Here is a 20,182-nt window from a genome sequence, read left to right on the forward strand (position 1 = left end):
TTGGCGCAAGCAGTTCAGTATAAGTATCCAGCACAAGTCATTCGGCACAGTTGGAATGGTGATCGAAAACCCCGTCGGCAACGTTTCTGAAGAAGTTTTTGTCTTTCCAACATCCTTCGCCCAGCAGCGGCTGTGGTTTCTGGAGCAGCTTGTTCCCAACACCTGTTTATATAATGTGCCGACTGTATTTCGCCTGACTGGTGCCCTCAATGTAGTTGTTTTAGAGCAAAGCTTTAATGAGTTGGTGCGTCGTCATGAAACTCTGCGAACAACTTTTGTGGTGATTGACGGAGAACCCGCGCAGGCGATCGCACCTCGTCTTAATATCCCTCTCTCGATCATCGACTTGCAACATTGTTCTGTCCTAGAGCGGGAAGCAGAAGCGCAACGACTGATTCGAACAGAAATGCAGCAGCCTTTTTGTTTGTCTCAAGGACCGCTGATTCGGTTGATGCTGTTTCGGCTAGCTCCATCAGAACATATCCTTTTGATCAATTTGCATCACATTGTTTTTGATGAATGGTCCAGTGGCATCTTGATCCGAGAGTTAGGTGCTTTGTATACCGCTTTGAGTACAGATGCAGGTTCTCCTTTACCCAAATTACCGATTCAATACGCAGATTTTGCGCATTGGCAACGGGAATGGTTGCAGGGAGACATTTTAGCGTCACAACTGGCTTACTGGCGACAGCAGCTGCGAGAGGTGCCTGTGCTATCTCTTCCGACCGATCGCCCGCGTCCCAAGCTGCCTACTTATCGAGGGGCACTGCATCAAGTGGAACTACCCCAAAGCTTAGCTGAAGCGCTTAATGCCCTGAGCCAGAACGCAGGCACTACCCTGTTTATGACCTTGTTGGCAGCGTTCCAGACATTGCTCTATCGCTACACAGGGCAGACAGATATTGCCATCGGTTCGCCAATTGCCAATCGCAACCGCAGTGAACTGGAGAGCTTAATTGGTTTTTTTGCCAATAGTCTAGTGCTGCGGGGAGATCTGTCTGGTAATCCTACTTTTGTGGAACTGCTAGAGCGATCGCGACAGATGACTTTGGCGGCATATGCCCATCAAGATGTGCCGTTTGAGAAGCTGGTTGAGGAGTTGCACCCTGTCCGTAACCCTAGCTATAACCCCTTGTTTCAAGTAGTATTTGCGCTGCAAAATGCGCCGATGACACAGCTAGAGTTGCCAGGATTGACGCTGGACGCTATTGAGTTTGATACCCGCAGCAGCCGCTTCGATTTGGAGCTGTATTTGTGGGAATGCGGGGAAAATTTTCGGGGATTGTGGGGGCAGGGCTGGCAAAACTCTACAGGTCTGCGAGGAGTAGTGGTCTACAACACAGATCTATTTCAGCTGGAGACAATTGCTCGCTTCATGCGATCGCTGCAAACTCTTTTGGAGGCGGTTGTCGCTAACCCTCATCAGCGGTTGGCAGATCTACCTGTACTGACTGCGGCTGAACAAAAACAGATCTTGCTGGATTGGAATCAGACGAATACAGCCTATCCCAAATCTCAGTGCATCCATCAACTGTTTGAAGCACAAGTAGAAAAGTCGCCGGATGCGATTGCAGTTCAATTTGACGACAAACAATTTACTTATCAAGCCTTAAACCAAGGCAGTAATCAATTAGCCCGCTATTTACAGAAACTAGGGGTTGGGGCGAAAGCACTGGTAGGTGTTTGCCTCGATCGCTCCACCGAATTGGTGGCAGCTCTTCTTAGCATTCTCAAAGTGGGGGGAGCTTATGTGCCGCTAGATCCGACATATCCCTCAGAACGGCTCCGCTTCATGATCGAGGATGCTCAAGTTCCTGTATTGCTAACTCAGACGCAATATCGAGAGCAGTTCCAAGATTGTTCCGTTCAGGTGATTTGCATAGATCAGGAGTGGGCCGCGATCGCTCAAGAGAGTGAAAACAATCTCCCTAGCCAAGTTACAGCCGAAGATTTGGCTTATGTGGTTTATACCTCTGGTTCCACGGGGCAACCCAAAGGAGTGACTGTACCCCATCGGGCTGTGAATCGGCTGGTCTGCAATACCAACTATATCCAGATTCATCCCGGCGATCGCGTGGCTCAAGTCTCTAATGTCTCTTTCGATGCCGCTACGTTTGAGATTTGGGGTGCCCTGCTGAATGGCGCTCAACTGATTGGTATTGATCGGGAAATATCCTTATCTCCACTGAAATTCGCAACAGCTCTAGCCCAACAGCAGATTGATATCCTATTTCTGACCACAGCTCTGTTTAACCAAGTCGCCAGTGAAGTCCCGACTGCATTTCACAGATTACGATATCTTTTATTTGGTGGAGAAGTGGCCGATCTACAACGGGTTCGAGCTGTAATCCAAGCAGGTGTACCAAAACACTTGCTGCATGTTTACGGTCCGACGGAAAGTACCACGTTTGCCTCTTGGTACGAGATCCAGGAACTGCCACAAACTACCACCTCTCTCCCGATTGGTCGGCCAGTTGCTAATACCCAACTCTATATCCTTGATGCTCAGTTGCGACCTGTATCAATTGGTGCAAAAGGCGAGCTATACATCGGCGGCGACGGGCTCGCAACAGGCTATCTTAACCAATCAAAGTTAACCGCTGAGCAATTCATTTCTTATAAGAATGAAGCAAGTTACCTCTACAAAACTGGAGATCTCGCTCGTTACCAATCAGATGGCAATATTGAATTTCTCGGTCGTACTGACAATCAAGTGAAGTTGCGGGGTTTCCGGATTGAGTTGGGGGAAGTTGAGGCGGCTTTGCAGCAACATCCACAGGTACAAGCAGCGATCGCCATGCTTCAATCATCCGATACTAACGGTCAATCTTTGGTGGCTTATATTGTGCCTAGCCAGAAACCCGCTTCTACTACTTTAGAACTGCGGAGTTTTTTGAAGGCGAAGTTGCCAGAGTATATGATTCCAAGCGCGATCGCAGTTTTGGAGACTTTGCCGCTCACTCCGAATGGCAAGGTAGATCGGCGGGCTTTACCTCCTGTGAGTTTAGCGTCGGTGGCTGGGATAACTGCTGCTCAAGCGCCACAAACTGAGATTGAACAAAAGCTGGCTGCGATTTGGATGCGGCTTTTAGGACTCCCACAGGTTGGAGTTCATGACAACTTTTTTGAGTTAGGAGGACACTCGCTGCTAGCAACCCAACTCATGTCTCGCATCCGCGATGTCTTGCAGGTGGAAGTGCCGTTGCGTAGCTTGTTTGAGGCTCCCACGATCGCGGGTTTGGCTAAACAGATGGAAACGCTCAGTTGGGTCGGGCGGAGGCAGGAAGTTTCTGGCGCTGTAGCAGTGGGCCGTGAGGAGGTGGAGTTTTGACAACGGCTGAGTTTTTAGCTTATCTGCGGCAATTAGATATTCAAGTTTGGTTAGAGGGAGCCAATCTACGCTGTAGTGCCCCGGAAGGAGCCTTGACCCCAGAATTACGGGCCGCGATCGCTCAACGCAAATCAGAGTTGCTGAACTGGTTACATCAAGCTCATGCCTCTGCCTATCAAACCGCACCTGAACTCAAGCCAATTGCTCGTAATCAACCACTACCGCTCTCTTTTGCCCAACAGCGATTATGGTTTCTGGACCAACTGGTGCCAGGGAATCCCTTCTACAACATGCCCGCCGCCGTGCGACTGAGTGGGCATTTGCATCTAAGGGCGCTGGAACAAGCGTTTGCCGAAATGATACAACGTCATGAAACTCTCCGAACTCGCTTTGCCAAGGTAGACGGACAACCTACACAGATCATCTCGCCTACTTTGCCACTATCTATTCCAGTGATCGATCTGCAAGCGCTTGATCCCTCGGCACAGAAGGTCGCCGTTCGCCAAATTGCTACAGAGGAAGCCCATTCTCCCTTTGATCTCACGCTCAGTCCGTTGCTGCGCGTGAAGTTGTTGCACCTAGAGGCGACAGAATATCTACTACTGCTCAATCTGCATCACATTATTTCGGATGGCTGGTCACTGGGGGTGCTAATGCGGGAGCTAGGAGCGCTCTATACAGCCTTTGCAGAGGAGAAGCCTTCTCCTTTACCAGAATTATTACCAATTCAGTATGCAGACTTTGCTCACTGGCAGCGGCAATGGCTACAGGGAGAAATTCTGGAGTCGCAACTGTCTTACTGGCGGCAGCAGCTACAAGATCTGCCAGTACTAAACCTCCCGATTGACCATCCCCGCCCAGCCACGCAAAGTTATAAAGGCGCGATCGCTCCCTTAGCGTTATCTCCTCAACTCACGCAAGCCTTAGAAGAACTGAGCCAAGAAGCGGAAACGACGCTGTTCATGACCCTTTTGGCTGCGTTTCAAACTCTACTTTTTCGCTATACAGGGCAGACCGATGTGGCTGTAGGTTCTCCGATTGCCAACCGTAATCGTAGTGAGATCGAGGGATTGATCGGTTTTTTCGTCAATAGCTTAGTGTTACGAACCGATCTCTCTGGTAATCCGACGTTTCGGGAGTTGTTGGAGCGATCGCGGGAAGTCGCATTAGCCGCCTACGCTCATCAAGATGTGCCGTTTGAAAAGTTGGTTGAAGAGCTACATCCAGAGCGAGACTTGAGCCGCAATCCATTGTTTCAAGTCGCATTTGCCCTCCAGAATGCACCGATGGCACCGCTAGACCTTCCTGGTCTGACACTATCTCCTTGGAAACTGGATGTTGGCACCGCTCGGTTTGATCTGGAGTTTCATGTGTGGGAGCAGGCAGAAGGGCTGAGCGGATTATGGGATACTACGAAGGAGGGGTTGAGTGGCTTTGTGGCATACAGTACGGAGCTATTTGAGCCAACTGCGATTACGCGAATGATTGGGCATTTTCAAACACTGCTAGAGGGAATTGTTGCCAATCCAGATCAGCGACTTGCCGATCTGCCCATCCTCAATGCTGCTGAACGGCATCAACTACTAGTTGAGTGGAATCAAACTCAGGTGGAGTACAACAAGGATGTTTGTATTCATCACCTATTTGCTGCCCAGGCTGAAAAAACACCTGATGCGATTGCAGTTTCTGCACCCTCTGGAAACGCGGTTTCCGTATCCCCCGCGAATGTGGCTGTGTTTGCTGATCAGCAATTGACCTATCAAGAATTAGATCAACAAGCCAATCAACTCGCACACTATTTACAGCAAGCAGGAGTGGGGCCAGAAACCCTTGTTGGCATCTGTGTCGATCGCTCCCTTGATATCCTCATTGCCATCTTGGGTGTGTGGAAAGCGGGGGGTGCTTATGTGCCGCTCGATCCAGAGTATCCTCGCGATCGCCTCCAGTTTATGCTGCAAGATTCGCAAGTTTCGGTGTTGCTGACGCAGCGATCGCATGTGGAATTGTTTGGTAACTCCCCATTTTCTTTGCAGAAGGGGAGTGATAAACCCATTTCGGGAGAAGATCAGACGCTTCGAGTTATCTGTCTAGATCAAGATCGGGAGTTGATTGCACAGCAGAAACAGTCAGCCCCCGCTAGTGTTGCGACAGCCGATCATTTGGCCTATGTGATCTACACCTCTGGCTCGACCGGGATGCCCAAAGGGGTGATGGTAGAGCATCGGGGGCTTTGCAATGTGGTGACAGCGCAACAGCAAAGCTTCAATTTGCCGCTCGGGAGTCGAGTGTTGCAATTTAGCGCTTGGAGCTTTGATGCTTCCATCTTTGAGATGCTGATGGCGCTAGGCTCTGGGGGGACGCTCTACATTGTGCCCCAGTCAGCGCGATCGCCTGGAATGGAACTGGTTCGATTCATCCAAACTCAGAATATTGCTGCCGCTATTTTGCCGCCTACGGTCTTGGCCCTACTTCCAGAAAGCGAACTGCCGATGCTGCAAACAGTGGTTGCGGGTGGAGAAGCTTGTAGCGGTGAAATCGTGAAAAAGTGGGCGCGAGGTCGAACGTTCTTTAATGCCTATGGCCCTACAGAAACCACGATTTGGGCGACAGTCGCCGAACTCACTCACAGAGCTGAGAGTCTCGAAAAACCATCGATTGGCCGTCCTGTCGCTAACACCCAAATTTATATTTTAGATGCTCATCAACAGCCTGTGCCCATTGGCGTGGTCGGTGAGTTGTATATTGGCAGTGACGGAGTGGCTAGGGGATACCTCAACCGACCAGAGTTAACTGCTGAACGCTTTATCCCTTGCCTATTTAGCGCTAGCCCAGCAGCAAAATTGTATAGAACAGGAGACTTGGCTCGATATAGATCTGATGGCCTCCTAGAATTCATTGGGAGAGCAGATGAACAGGTTAAGATCCGGGGCTTCCGGATGGAGTTGGGCGAGATTGAAGCGGTTTTGCAGCAGCATCCTTTAGTGAAAGGAGCGATCGCCACAGTTCAGGAATCAGCCTCTGGAGATCAACAGTTAACCGCTTATGTCTCTTTCCATCCAGAGCGTGAAGGAGCTGGGATGGCGATCGCCCAGCAGCTACAGCAGGAGCAAGTAGAACATTGGCAAACTCTATACGATCAGACCTATGCTCAGCCTGTCAATTCCAGTGATCCAACGTTCAACGTTGTGGGCTGGAATAGCAGTTATACGGGGCAACCCATTCCAATAGAACAGATGCGAGAATGGGTCGATCGCCGAGTGGAACAAATTCTCGCCCTACAACCTCAGCGAGTACTAGAAATTGGTTGTGGAACGGGATTGCTGCTATTTCAACTAGCGCCTCACTGTCTCGAATATTGGGCTACAGATTTTTCCCAAATCTCATTAAGTACGATTCACCAGCAGCTAAACCAGCAACAGTTGCCGCCCGTAAAACTATTGCATCGTTCGGCTAACGACTTTGCAGGTATAGAGCCAGCTAGATTTGATCTGATTGTGCTCAATTCGGTGATGCAATACTTTCCGAGTGTGGATTACTTAGTGCAAGTTTTGGAGGGAGCACTGCAAGTCCTAGCTCCGGGCGGTTATCTCTTTATTGGGGATGTGCGGAATCTAGCGTTGTTGTCTGCTTTTCATGCTTCTGTGCAGATGTATCAAGCTAGCCCTGCATTAGAGCGAGCGCAGCTCCAGCAACGAGTCCAACGAGCCATGTTTGAGGAACCAGAACTGCTGATCGATCCAGCCTTCTTTCAGGCGTTGCGATCGCGTTTTCCGCAAATCCAGGACATACAAATTCAGCTCACTCGTGGTCAGGTTCATAATGAGATGACCCAGTTTCGCTACAACGTTGTCCTGCACAAAAGCAAGGAAACTGAGGAGGTGCAGGATCAACAGCCGTTTATCCCTATGAGTTCGCCTGTCTTGGAGTGGAATTGGACAAACGAACTAACCGTCGAGATGATTCGGCAGCATCTGATTGCAGCACAACCAGACAGATTAGCAATCAGAGGTGTGCCAAATGCCCGTGTGGTTGCGGCAGTGACAACGGCAGCTTGGCTGGCAGAGGCAGAATCACCTAAAACTGTGGGACACATGCGAACAGCCCTAGAGCGACTAACAGAATCTGGAATCGATCCAGAAGTTTGGTGGGGCTTGGAGCAAGATTTGCCTTATCACGTAAATGTGAGTTGGTCCGCCGTTGGGAGCGATCGCTATGATGTGACCTTGCAACATCGAGAAGTTAAGGCAGAGCGGAGACTGGAGCCTGAGGCGATCGCCCCTGCTCGTCCTTGGTCTACTTATGCCAATCAGCCTCTACAAAGACAGTTGGCGCGACAGCTAGTGCCCCAGCTCCGAAATTACCTAGAGCAAAAGCTGCCAAACTATATGGTGCCTGCTGCTTTTGTCGTGTTAGAATCTCTCCCGCTCACCCCCAGCGGCAAGATTGATCGTCGGGCTCTCCCTGCGCCCGTTCCGATAGAGTTAACGCAAGGATATGTAGCACCGCGATCGCCGATAGAAGCAAAATTAGTCTCTATTTGGTCAGAATTGCTAGGAGTCAAGCGAGTGGGCCTGCACGACAACTTCTTTGAACTAGGAGGGCATTCTCTCCTTGCGACTCAACTGACTTCGCGCATCCGAGATGCTTTTGCGGTAGAACTGCCTCTGCGTCATTTATTTGAGTCTCCGACTATTGCTCAATTGGCTCAGCAAATTGACAGTTTGCAGGTGAGCCAACCCCAGCCATCTATTCCTGCCATTGTTCCGCTCTCCAGAGAGGCATATCGGCGATCGCGATCGTCTTTGAATCAGAATTAAGGGAGATAAGAGGTGGTAGCTAGTAACAGCCAGGAAGAATTGTTTGTCTTTCCGGCGTCATTTGCTCAGCAGCGATTGTGGTTTTTGCATCAGCTCGTACCGGAGAACCCTTTTTATAATGTCTCGGCGGCAATTCGCTTGCAAGGAAACTTGCACATAGAAGCATTAGAGCAAGCGCTTCAGGAGATTGGGCACCGCCATGAAGTTCTCCGGACTACCTTTGCAGTAGTAGAGGGCGAACTGGCTCAAATCATCAGCCCTAGTTTCCAGTTATCTCTACCTGTAGTAGATTTACGCGCGATTCCCGCGATCGCCCGCACCGAAGCAGCCCAGCGAATTGCCCGAGAGACAGCCCGATATTCCTTCGATCTCACAAAAGGGCCTTTGTTTCGGGTGCAATTATTAAAACTAGATTCAGCAGACTATATCTTGTTGCTGAATTTTCACCATATCGTGGCGGATGGTTGGTCGATCGCAGTATTGATTCGAGAGTTGACTGCGCTCTATCCTGCTTTTCTCAAGCGCCAACCATCTCCTTTGCCAGAGTTACCCATTCAGTATGCCGACTTTGCCCATTGGCAGCGGGAGTATCTGCAAGGCGAGGTATTGGAATCTCAGCTATCCTACTGGCGGCAACAGCTTCAAGATCTCCCGGAATTGCAGTTACCTACCGATCGCCCGCGTCCAGTCACGCCTAGCTACCAAGGATCTGCCCAACAGCTAGAGCTATCACCCGAACTAACCTCAGCTTTAGAGAGCTTGAGCGATCGCGCGGGCGTGTCTCTCTTTATGACGCTGCTCGCTGCATTTCAGACGCTGTTGTACCGTTATACAGAGCAAACAGATATCGTGGTGGGTTCAGCGATCGCCAACCGCAACCGCACTGAACTAGAGGATTTAATTGGGTTCTTCGTCAACAGTTTAGTATTACGGATTGATCTCTCTGGCAATCCTACGTTTGACAAGCTATTAGAACGAGTTCGTCAGATGACCTTAGCTGCCTATGCTCATCAAGAGGTGCCTTTTGAGAAGTTGGTCGAGGAGTTGCAACCAGAACGCGATTTGAGCCGAAATCCGCTGTTTCAGGTGGTCTTTACGCTTCAAAATACTCCAGTAGCCAAGCTAAAACTACCCGGATTAGTGCTCAGCAGCTTGCCTATAGAAACCGAAACGGCTCGCGTTGATCTGGAATTTCACGTTTATAAATCTCTCGATCGACTCACCTGTACGGCAATCTACAGCACTGACTTGTTTGAGCCAGCGACCATGACTCACCTACTAGCGCACTTCCAAACCTTGCTAACAGGGATTGTAGCTGATCCAAAACAACAGATTGTTCATCTACCTATTCTGTCTCCGAGAGAACATCAGCTTTTGCACGAGTGGAGTCAGACAGTGACTCATGAGGTTGCTCCTCGCTGCGCTCACCAATTGTTTGAAGCACAGGTTAGACAAACTCCTGAGGCTGTTGCCCTGACCTATCAAAATCAGCGCCTCACCTATCGAGCCCTCAATCAACGGGCGAATCAATTGGCTCATTACTTGCAGGAGTTAGGTGTAGGGGCAGAAGTTTTGGTGGGTCTCTGTGTCGATCGCTCTCCAGAAATGGTAATTAGCCTTTTAGCCATCTGGAAGGCAGGGGGCGCTTATTTGCCTCTCGACCCTGGCTATCCCCGCGATCGCTTACAGTTCATGCTGGCGGATGCTGAAGTCAAAATTTTAGTCACGCAATCTTCTCGTTTGCATCTGTTTGATACTGAGTTCCTCCAAGTGGTTTGTCTGGATCAAGAGCAGAGAGCGATCGCGCAACAAAACCAAACCAACCTAACTAACCAGATTACGGCTAACAATTTGGCTTATGTCATCTACACTTCGGGTTCTACAGGCCAGCCTAAAGGGGTCTTAGTCGAACATCGCGGGCTGAGCAATTTGGTACAGGCACAGAGACAGATCTTCCATCCCAAACTTGGTAGCCGCATTTTGCAATTTGCCTCCCTGAGTTTCGATGCTGCCGCCTTTGAGATCCTCATGGCTTTAACTAATGGAGCCACGCTCTACCTAGCGCCCCAGACATCTTTGCTACCTGGAGCAGATTTACTCCAATTTCTCCGTCATCATGCGATTACCCATGCCACTCTACCTCCCAGCGTCTTATCTGTTTTGCCCGCAGAACCTCTGCCCGCTCTGCAAGTTCTGATCTCGGCAGGAGAAGCTTGTTCTAGTAGCATCGTTAAACGCTGGGCGCAAGGACGACAGTTTTTTAATGCTTATGGCCCCACCGAAGCGACTATTTGGGCCACCATTGCTGAGTTAACTGTAGATAGCGCTAAACCTACCATCGGTCGCCCGATCGCCAACACTCAAATTTACATCCTAGATACTAATCTCCAACCTGTCCCCATCGGGGTTGTAGGAGAGTTGTATATTGCGGGTATAGGCATTGCCCGTGGCTATCTCAATCGACCTGACCTAACTACTGAGCGTTTTATTTCTCCCTCTCTCCCCTCTGCGGAAACGCTTTCAGCGCACACACCCCTCTACAAAACTGGCGATCGCGCTCGTTATCTCCCTGATGGCAATATTGAGTTTTTGGGTCGCGCAGATACTCAGGTGAAGTTACGAGGTTTCCGGGTCGAGTTAGGTGAAATTGAAGCTGTGCTCCAGCAGCATGAAGCAGTTCAGGTGGCAGTTGCGATCGCTTCTCAAAACAAATTAGGTGAGCAGCGTCTAGTCGCCTACGTGATACCCCATGAGCAACGGTCTGCAACTGAGTCTGAGTTGCGAGAATTCCTGCGATTGCGTCTCCCTCATTACTTAATTCCCTCAACATTTGTCCTGCTGCCAACTCTGCCGCTCACGCCGAATGGGAAAGCCGATCGTGCTGCTTTGCCAATGCCCGAACTCAGTAATTCTAGGCAGAAGGTGGCGATTGCTGCTCCTCGTACCCTTACAGAAGAGCGACTGGTACAAATTTGGTCAGCGGTGCTGAACTTGGAGCAGGTTGGGATTGATGAAAATTTCTTTGCGCTGGGGGGAGACTCGTTTTTGGCGCTACGCCTGATGGAGCAAGTTCAACAACAGTTTGGACAATCTCTACCTTTATCGATGTTGTTTTTGGCTCCGACGGTGGAGCAACTGGCAAAACAACTATCAAGCCCAAAATCTCCAGCTTGGTCTCCCCTAGTGCCATTGCAACCTGCGGGTACTAAGCCTCCTTTCTTCTGTATCCATCCTGTAATGGGGATGGTACTGCCTTATGCCGAGCTAGCCCGCCGGATGGGAACTGAGCAACCTTTTTATGGACTGCAACCTTTTGGGTTAGATGGTCAACAGCCGCCGCTCAGGAGTATTGAGCAGATGGCGAGCCATTACATCCAGGCAATTCGAGCCGTACAGCCGCGAGGCCCTTATCATTTAGGAGGGTGGTCATTTGGAGGGTTGGTAGCGTTTGAAATGGCCCAACAACTGCGGCAAGCAGGTCATGAAGTTGCGCTGCTTGCGTTACTGGATACCCTCGCTCCCCTGCCCAGCAATCAACCTTCTCTTTGGGAGAGTTGGCGATTTCTGATCACAACTGTTCTGAAATCCCTCCCTTCTTTTGGGCTAGACTATTTCCGTCTCCTGATCGCTTCTCTGCTGAAAACGTTTGGGGCAAGGCGATCGCGCCTCAACCAGATTCGATCAAAGACTCTGAGGTCTGCTCCCTCTAGGCTTCCTCCTGACTCGCAACTGCGACTTCTCAAGGAATTGGCGCTAAGCCCCATGCTCCGCATCTTTTATGCCAACAGTCAGGCAGTACAACGCTATATTCCTCGAATTTATTCGGGTCCAATTACGTTGTTCAAAAGCTCACAGTTTAAAGGCTCAAAACCATTGAGCCAAGCCAAAGACGATTTTCTCGGCTGGCACAGTTTAACTACAACCGAGATAAAAACTCATGTCATTCCTGGCGACCACTTCTCAATCTTGAAGCAACCTCACGTACAGGTTTTGGCTGAACAATTGCGCACCTATTTTAAGTAGGTGTAATTCAAAAGCTCATTGATTTAGTAGTTCAGATTAGAATAGTTGTTAGATTTAGCGATCAGACTGATAAATTTATTAAGCTAAAAGTGTCTGAGGATACATGAATTTAGAGGAATTCATCAAGAAAATTAAGACACTTAGGCAGTCAAGTAGCCATTTCACTGAAGATAAGAACTCAAAGTACTTAGACCCTTTACTGATCTACGAACAACTATTAACAGCTCTAGAAGAACTGCAAGTTGCGGAAGCGGAACTGGTACAGCAAAATGAAGAGTTGCAAATTACTCGTGACTTAATTGACCAGGAGCGTCAACGGTATCAAGAATTATTTGAATTTGCTCCAGACAGCTATATTGTCACAGATGTCAGCGGCCAAATTCAGGAAGTGAACGAAGCGGCGATCGCGTTACTCAATTTGCCTAGGGTATCTCTGATTCGTAAGCCATTATCTGTCTTTATTGCTGAATCAGAGCGAGCTATTTTTCGTCTCAGGTTACAAAGATTGCAGCAAGAGTCTACCCAGCAAGAGTGGGAGATACGGCTACAACCTCGCCGAGGGCAGTCCTTAGATGTAGCAGCGACGGTTGCAGTCGTGCGAGACAACTGGGCAAGGCCAATCATGCTACGTTGGTTGCTGCGCGATATTACTGCTCGCAAGCAGGTAGAGAGACAAGTCAAAAAGCTGAATGCAGAACTGATGCAGCGATCGCTCTTTGAAGCCAGTTTGAAGCGAATTCGGGACAAAGTGCGAGAAAGCTTAGATGAAAGCCAGATTTTGCAAACTGCGGTGCAGGAATTAGCCATTGGGCTGCACTTGCGCGCTTGCGATACTGCTATGTATGACCTGCAAACAGGCACTTCTACCGTTTGCTATCAATATAGTGCTCCTGGTGTCTTGACGCCTTCTGTAGTAGGGCAAGTAATCCAGATGGCAGCCTTTCCGGATGGTTACAGTCAGCTTCAGCAAGCTCAAACTTTTCAGTTTTGTGAAATAATGACTGACTCCGCTCGAAGTCAAGTAGCGATTCTAGCTTGTCCCATTGCTGACCATGAGGGTGTCATTGGTGATCTGTGGTGCTTTAGCGACGGAGAGCGAGCCTTGCAGGAAGCTGAGGTGAACCTGGTGCAGCAGATTGCTGACCAATGCGCTATTGCGATTCGGCAAGCTCGGCTCTACCAAACAGCCCAAGCTCAGGTTGAGGAACTAGCAAAACTCAATTTGCTCAAGGATGATTTCTTAAGTACGGTTTCTCACGAACTCCGCACTCCTTTAGCAAACATCAAAATGGCGTCTCAACTGCTCCAAATTGCTAGCACTTCTGAACAACGGGACAAATATCTTAAAGTCTTGCAAGGAGAATGCGATCGCGAAGCGGCTCTAATTAATGACCTTCTAGACTTACAACGTCTAGAGAGTAACCTCCAGAGCAACTTTGTGCCGGAAGCCATCAATCTCTCTACCTGGCTGCCTAACCTCATCGCGGCCCTGCAACTGAAAGCTAAAGCGCACCGACAAAGCCTTCAGTTAGATCTCCCCATCTCATTGCCAGTTTTTATCATTGACCAAGGTAGCTTAGAGCGGTTGCTAGTAGAACTGTTGCATAACGCCTATAAGTACACAGCGGCAGATGGAGAGATTATTCTGCAAGTTCGAGCGACTAGTGCTGTGACTACCTTTACGGTACGGAATCAAGCAGAAATTCCCGCTGAGCAATTACCTCGTATCTTCGACAAGTTCTACCGGATTCCTCATGCTGATCGCTGGAAGCAAGGAGGGACAGGTTTAGGCTTATCCCTGGTAAAGCGTTTAGTAGAACAACTCCAAGGCACGGTGGAGGTAGAGAGTAGGGGTGGTTGGACAACCTTTACGGTGCAACTGCCCAATCACCCAAGCAGGAATGAATGATTAACTGCTGCTGGCGCTTCTCTCAGAGAGTTTCTTCTCGGTAAGTTCTGCTAAATTGGGTGTGGCGATGAAGCCAAAGTAAGTTGCGATCGCAGCGGTAGAGGCATGCAGCCAAATCTCATTACCAAAGATAGGGATAAAGCCCAAAGTGGATTGAGTAGCGGGAATCAGACCCAGAATGGTGAGCAAGCCATAGAATAGGGCCAACGCGCCGCTGTAGAGGCGAGAGCTGCCTAAGGAGATAGAAGCTAGAATTCCTAGAAATCCTACAGTCAGATGAACGATATTGTGCAAGAAGTTAATCGGGAATAAACCTAATAGATCGCCATATCCGCCACTAAAGCCAAGATTCGCCGCATCAGCTGACACTGTAGGTTCTTTCACCAAGGCTGGGATAAATCCCATGATACCGATTAACAGAAAAAGGATACCTATCACCAAGGCGAAATACTGTCCTGGTTTCCGAGATTTCATTGTTGAGATTCCTATTGTCTAAAACTGTGGTCTAAAAAGATGCAAAATCGGCAAAGCCTTAACGGTTAAGCATAATCATCAAACACTTATGAATCTTCTTCTTAGGGCTTGTTTGGATGTATCAAGACGCTGTGTTGAGCAATACGCTCCAAATATTTTGATACTGCGATTTTCAAGCGAATCGCCCACACCCTGAAGTTCAGTAGTTACTTTGACTGCTGCAATGCTTGTACTAAAACCGCGATCGCCTTCTGCTTTTGTGGGTCTGCGCCTTGAGCATAAGCTAACTGGAACGGCACTTCAATATCTGGCTTCACACCTCTCCCTTCTAGCCGTTCTCCGTTGACAAACACATCTACCACAGCTAGATATAGTAGGCTACCATCCTGCATCAGAAATGGGCGACCTCCCACCACAGCCCCTGGAGTTTGGCTACCAATCACGGCTCCAATGTTGTATTTCTGAAAGCCATAAGCCAAAATCTCTTTACCACTTCGAGAGCGTTGGTTGACCAACATAACAACGGGCTTGCTCCAACGGTAATTAAGGTCAGTTTTGGTGCCATCGCGCTCAACTTGAGTCATGGTTGGAGACTTGGCAGTAAAGAAGTTGAGATATTCTGGGATCGCTCCACCCCAGCCCTCTCGCAAGTCTAAAATTAATCCGTCTGCTGTCCTCAAATCGCCATAGATTAGCGATCGCTTTAATTCCTCTTGGTAGCGATCGCCCGCATAAGACCAAATATGCACATAGCCAATTCGCTGATTCCCTTGCTCAATTATCTCCGTGCTCGCCTGCATCGCTTCTAAAAAGAGCTTGGTGGGATCTAGAGATTTGGGAGTAACGGTAATTGTTTGAGTGCTAGCCGCATCCGAAGTGCGCTGAATGGAGACTTTGACTGCTTGCCCTACCTTGCCTACAAAAGATTGGATTGGTTGGTAAGGACGGCCCTCGACACTGAGTAAGCGATCGCCCACCTTTAAGCCTGCCTTCTCCGCGGGGCTGCCATTGAGGATAGCGCTGATAAAAGTTTGACCGTTCAGCTCTTGGGTGAAAATGCCAATGCCAGGATATTCCACCTTGCCATCTGGGAAGAACTTTCTCAGTTGTCTCCACAAACTATCAGATTGAAAGATGCCTAAAAGTTGGTAGTAAGCAGGTTCGGAGCGAGTGTAAAACTGCGTATGAGAAGTCTGCAACTCAGACAACATCTGATTGATCACGACAGCGGCTGCTTCCATAGAGCTGGCTTGCGCTACCAACGGCCTGTAGCGATCGCGAATTGCCTGCCAGTCCACGCCATTAAACCTGCGATCGTAAAAGTTTTGATTGACTGTCTGCCAAGCTTGTTCAAACACTGCACTTTTAGGGTCTGCTAGTCTGGAAACTGCTGGTAAGACGAGTAGGGCAACTAAAAGTAAACCTGTAACACTTGTAATCGCTAAAGCAAACCAGCGGCGTAAATTCTTAAGCGACTTTTGGTGCAGGCTAGACATTGGAAAAACTTCCGCAAATCAATTGTTCTTTAATTGAGACTGGTCTTATCACTAGCCTAATTAAGCTCTGCTTTTCTACATTAGTTTTTAATAGCAAAAGCTCGCAGAGATGAGTGATGTCAATGCTTAGCTTTGGCAATGCTGAAGTGGTTTGGCATTACTGTCCACTAGGTTCTGGCTCTGACAAAAGCTGATAATTCTGGCTTCTAATGAAGCACTTTTGTTGGTAGCTAAATATTCTCGGCTAGGGCAAAAATTGATTTGACTGGCTCAGGTTTGCTACCTTAAGAAGAAATTTAGGGACTAGACTGTCAGCTATGCAATTTTAGAATTTGGGCTAGAGCGCCGATGAGGTGAATAGAAAAGGCCAAGAAATAATAGAGAATACGGTCAACCCCCCTATCTAGGATCTAGTTTATGAGTAAACGGATTCTTCTTGTAGAAGATAACGAAATCCATCGTCTGTTCACCCAAGATTTTTTAGAGTCGCAAGGGTATCAAGTCCTAAGTCTCTGTGACGGCATTGATTTCTTGGAAACGGTGACTGAGTTTCAACCAGACTTACTCATCTTAGATCTAAGGCTACCTCAAGTGGATGGATTCACGCTGCTTCAAGAACTACAACAGTCGCAGTGGCATGCGTTGCCTGTGGTGGTCGTAACGGCCTATGCTTTTTATCGGGAGAAACAAAGAGCGTTGAGTATGGGGGTGCGTTCTTACCTAACTAAGCCCATCAAGCTAGAAGCGATCATCCAAGCGATTGAGATGGAGCTGAGCCTTAACTAGTTTGACTGTGACTGCTCTTGAGTGTCGATAAATGAGAGGGCCACCGTTGGTCGTCTACTCCACGAAACTTGTCAAATATAAGCTGTCTTAAGAGTTAAACCCAGATCTATCTAAAGAGGTGGATTGCGACAGCTACTATTCGTAACTCTAGATACAAGACAGGCAAAATTAGAAGGGCTAAAGTTTATTCATGTTTATATTCCTCAACGAGAGTCTTTGACTATGTGTTAAAGACTCTTTTATTGCTTTTCTAGAGAAATTTCAGAAGCACGCCTAGTTGAAAAGCCCAATGCTGTGATCAATACCTGCGCGAGCGTCCTCACTCATGCTTCCAGCAATCGCCGTTCCTCAGCCCTCTAGTTCCCCTTCTGTGCGTAAGGCTGTAATCCCAGCCGCAGGCTTTGGTACACGTCTCTTTCCCGCTACCAAGGCAGTTAAGAAGGAGCTATTTCCGATTATTGACGCTGAAGGACGAGCAAAACCTGTGATTTTGGCGATCGTAGAAGAAGCGCTTAGTGCTGGGATTGAATCGGTCGGGATTGTGGTGCAGCCCAGCGATCGCGAGCTGTTTGAAACTTTCTTTAACGCGCCACCAGAGGGAGATTATTTCCAGAAACTGGTGGCGAAACAGGGCGCTTACTTGGAGTATCTCCAGGAGGTAGGAGAGCGGATTACGATTTTGACACAGGAGCAGCAAGAGGGCTTCGGTCATGCAGTCTTCTGTGCCAAAGACTGGGTACAGGATGAGCCGTTTCTGCTGCTCTTAGGTGATCACGTCTACAAGTCTGATTCGGAGGTCTCCTGCGCGGCTCAGATGTTGGCTATGTTCGAGCGCTGCGGCAAAAGTGTCATTAGTCTAGAAGTGACCCCAGCTGTTGAGATTAGCCATAGAGGATGTGTGACGGGTACGTGGCAGGAACCACAGGTATTACTAGACGTGACTCAGTTGGTGGAAAAGCCAGAGGTAGAGTATGCGCGGCAACATCTACATATACCTGGCATGGACTCGGATCAGTTGCTATCTATTTTTGGTATGTATGTGCTGCCACCACAAATTTTTGACTACCTGGAAGAGCAGATCCGAGGCAATTTACGCGATCGCAATGAATTTCAGCTCACCTCTGGCCTAGAGCGGCTGCGGCAAGAGTTAGGGATGATGGGCTATATGGTGCAAGGGCGATCGTTTGATACAGGATTACCAGACGCATACCGCCAAGCCCTAATTGAGTTTCGGCAGCCTTAGGAAGTGGGCAAGGGAAACTCAATACTAAATCGCGTCTGTGCGGCTTCACTAGCGACGTGGATGGTCGCGCCTAACCGTTCGACCCGTTTCTTGACTAACGCTAAGCCTAAGCCAGTGCCGCTATACTTCCAAGGATCGTTGTTGGGGATGCGGTAGAACTTATCAAAAATGCGATCGCATTCCTCCACGGGGATCTCCACCCCAGAATTGCTGATATGTAGCTGTAATCGTTCGGGGGTAGCCTCGGCGGAGATTTTAATCTGCTCACCTGGGGGGGTGTATTTACAGGCGTTACCGAGCAACTCCGATAAGACGCGCTCTAAATCAATCAGGTCTGTAGTGAGAGCAGGGAGATCATCAGGGAGATCAACCTGGATTTGCTGCTGTTGAGTATGAGCCCGTTCCATAAAAGTTTCTGCTACATGCGGCACCCAAGTACTAAGTTTGATGCTGGTTAATAGTAAGGGTTCTGCATCAGCATCTAGGCGGGATAAGTCTAGCAGGTCATTAATTAAGCTAATTTCTTGTTCACATTCGTTCTGCAAAATCTGGAAATAACGCTCCAAATCTGCTGATGGTGGTATCTCTATCGGCTCTAAAGTCATCTTCAACATCTGAGTTGCCATTTTGATGTTGGAGATGGGAGTGCGTAACTCGTGGGATATGGTGCTTAAAAAGTCATCCTTGAGACCATTGAGTCTCTCTAGGGCTGCCACTTGGGCCTGAGCCGCCTGATAGAGCCGCGCTTGGCGAATGGCGATCGCGCATTGGTTGGCTACTTGCTGCACTAAATGTAATTCTAAATCTCTAAAAGGATAATCTTTGTCATTGACCAAGCGTAGATCACCTAACACTCCTTGGTCATCCACGATTGCGCAAGCCAACATGGCTACTCGCCCTTGAATCGGATGGGGTACTAAGTTGCACAACTGTAGGGATTGCCCTTCTTGGAGTTGCTCATATTCAGGGAAATAGGCCATCTCGATCACAGAGCCTTGCTCCGAAAACATAGAAGCAGTGTATTCATAAGCGATGGTCGCAGTTTGTTGGGTCAGATCGTACAGAGCCGCTTGGCAACGATTTACGCCTAGTACTAGAGCTAATTCCTGCACGACAGTAGCTAAAATTTGCCCTTCATCCAAGCTATCCCGCAACTTATCGGTGATGCGCTTGAGCATGTCATTAAAGTCGAGGACTTGATGTAACTGAGCAGTATACTGGCGCAGCGATCGCTCGGCCTGCTTGCGTTGCGTAATATCGTGAAAGATACAGTGAATTGCCTTGAGCTGATCTGCTTCAAATCGGCTGCTCAAGGTGCCTTCAACTATAACTTCTCGTCCCTCTTTACTCAAAAATGTGATTTCCAAGCTGCGGGTAGCGGGTTTTGCCTGCACCCAATAGATTGCTTCTAGCCATCGTCCTCGGCTTTGCGGATGCACAATGTCTATGGCTAAGTTGTTGAGGTCCGCTTCGTCATAGCCCAATGTGTGTTTCCAGGCGGGGTTGACGTAGAGTAATTCCCCAGACGGAGACATGATATGGATTAAATCATTGGCATGGTCTAAGAAGTTTTGCAACCGTGCTTGGCTCGTCCGCAGTTCAGCGTTTACAGCTTCTAATTGGTCTGCTTGCCGTTGGATCTGAGCAGTCTTCTGAAACAGCTCCACAAAAGCAGCTACCTTAGAGAGGAGAATTTCTGGCTCAATCGGTTTGAATAAATAATCTACTGCCCCGACCGAATAGCCTTTGTAAACCAACTGGTCGCTGTTATGGAGCGCCGTCATAAAAATAATGGGGATATGACGCGATCGCGCGCGGCTACGAATTAGAGTCGCCGTCTCAAATCCATCCATTTCCGGCATTTGGACATCGAGCAAAATCAGAGCAAAATCTTCTTCCAGCAAGCACTTCAAGGCTTCTTTGCCCGAACAAGCTCGCACCAAATTTTGACTTAAACTAGCGAGAACTCCTTCTAGCGCTAGTAAATTTTCTACATGGTCATCGACCAGAAGAATATTAACTGGAGGCTCAGTTTGCATCATTCCATTGCAACCCAGGGTAGTACCTGACAGCGGCATAGCGGCATAAAGCTAGCCTGCAAGG

At 48.7% G+C, this 20,182-nt stretch carries 9 protein-coding genes; 6 read left to right on the forward strand and 3 right to left on the reverse strand.

Features of this window, described 5'->3' with window-relative positions:
• The first annotated feature begins 55 nt into the window (after positions 1 to 55).
• The 4 genes from NDA01_RS12580 (at position 56) to NDA01_RS12595 (ending at position 14,080) form a co-directional block, all read left to right on the forward strand.
• A complete protein-coding gene (locus NDA01_RS12580; RefSeq protein WP_348228202.1) occupies positions 56 to 3,331 on the forward strand; it encodes a non-ribosomal peptide synthetase in 3,276 nt (1,091 codons plus the stop codon).
• Positions 3,328 to 8,148, forward strand: coding sequence for a non-ribosomal peptide synthetase (locus NDA01_RS12585; protein ID WP_348228203.1), 4,821 nt, complete (start codon positions 3,328 to 3,330; stop codon positions 8,146 to 8,148). The genes NDA01_RS12580 and NDA01_RS12585 overlap by 4 nt, the downstream gene beginning before the upstream one ends.
• A 12-nt stretch (positions 8,149 to 8,160) precedes the next feature.
• Positions 8,161 to 12,171, forward strand: coding sequence for a non-ribosomal peptide synthetase (locus tag NDA01_RS12590; protein ID WP_348228204.1), 4,011 nt, complete (start codon positions 8,161 to 8,163; stop codon positions 12,169 to 12,171).
• Positions 12,172 to 12,274: 103 nt separating this feature from the next.
• Positions 12,275 to 14,080, forward strand: coding sequence for a sensor histidine kinase (locus NDA01_RS12595; RefSeq protein ID WP_348228205.1), 1,806 nt, complete (start codon positions 12,275 to 12,277; stop codon positions 14,078 to 14,080).
• On the opposite strand, the gene NDA01_RS12600 is transcribed toward NDA01_RS12595, so the two are convergent.
• Together NDA01_RS12600 and NDA01_RS12605 are read right to left on the reverse strand one after the other, a co-directional pair.
• A complete protein-coding gene (locus NDA01_RS12600) occupies positions 14,081 to 14,554 on the reverse strand; it encodes a DUF4383 domain-containing protein (protein ID WP_348228206.1) in 474 nt (157 codons plus the stop codon). It lies immediately after the preceding gene.
• A 206-nt stretch (positions 14,555 to 14,760) separates the two neighbouring features.
• Positions 14,761 to 16,050 carry a S41 family peptidase gene (locus NDA01_RS12605; RefSeq protein WP_348228207.1) on the reverse strand — a complete coding sequence of 430 codons (1,290 nt, stop codon included), beginning with the start codon at positions 16,048 to 16,050 and terminating at the stop codon, positions 14,761 to 14,763.
• A 417-nt stretch (positions 16,051 to 16,467) separates the two neighbouring features.
• Between NDA01_RS12605 and NDA01_RS12610 the strand changes: the two genes are divergently transcribed.
• On the forward strand, positions 16,468 to 16,836 hold the full coding sequence (locus NDA01_RS12610) for a response regulator (protein ID WP_348228208.1): 369 nt from the start codon (positions 16,468 to 16,470) through the stop codon (positions 16,834 to 16,836).
• Positions 16,837 to 17,161: 325 nt separating this feature from the next.
• On the forward strand, positions 17,162 to 18,079 hold the full coding sequence (locus NDA01_RS12615; protein WP_348228209.1) for a UTP--glucose-1-phosphate uridylyltransferase: 918 nt from the start codon (positions 17,162 to 17,164) through the stop codon (positions 18,077 to 18,079).
• Here the strand turns inward: NDA01_RS12615 and NDA01_RS12620 are convergent.
• Complete coding sequence (locus tag NDA01_RS12620) at positions 18,076 to 20,121, reverse strand: hybrid sensor histidine kinase/response regulator (protein WP_348228210.1); 2,046 nt, start codon at positions 20,119 to 20,121, stop codon at positions 18,076 to 18,078. The two genes, NDA01_RS12615 and NDA01_RS12620, sit on opposite strands and share 4 nt — an antisense overlap.
• Positions 20,122 to 20,182: the final 61 nt, after the last annotated feature.

It is taken from the genome of Trichocoleus desertorum AS-A10, from assembly GCF_039962155.1.
Lineage (GTDB): Bacteria > Cyanobacteriota > Cyanobacteriia > FACHB-46 > FACHB-46 > Trichocoleus.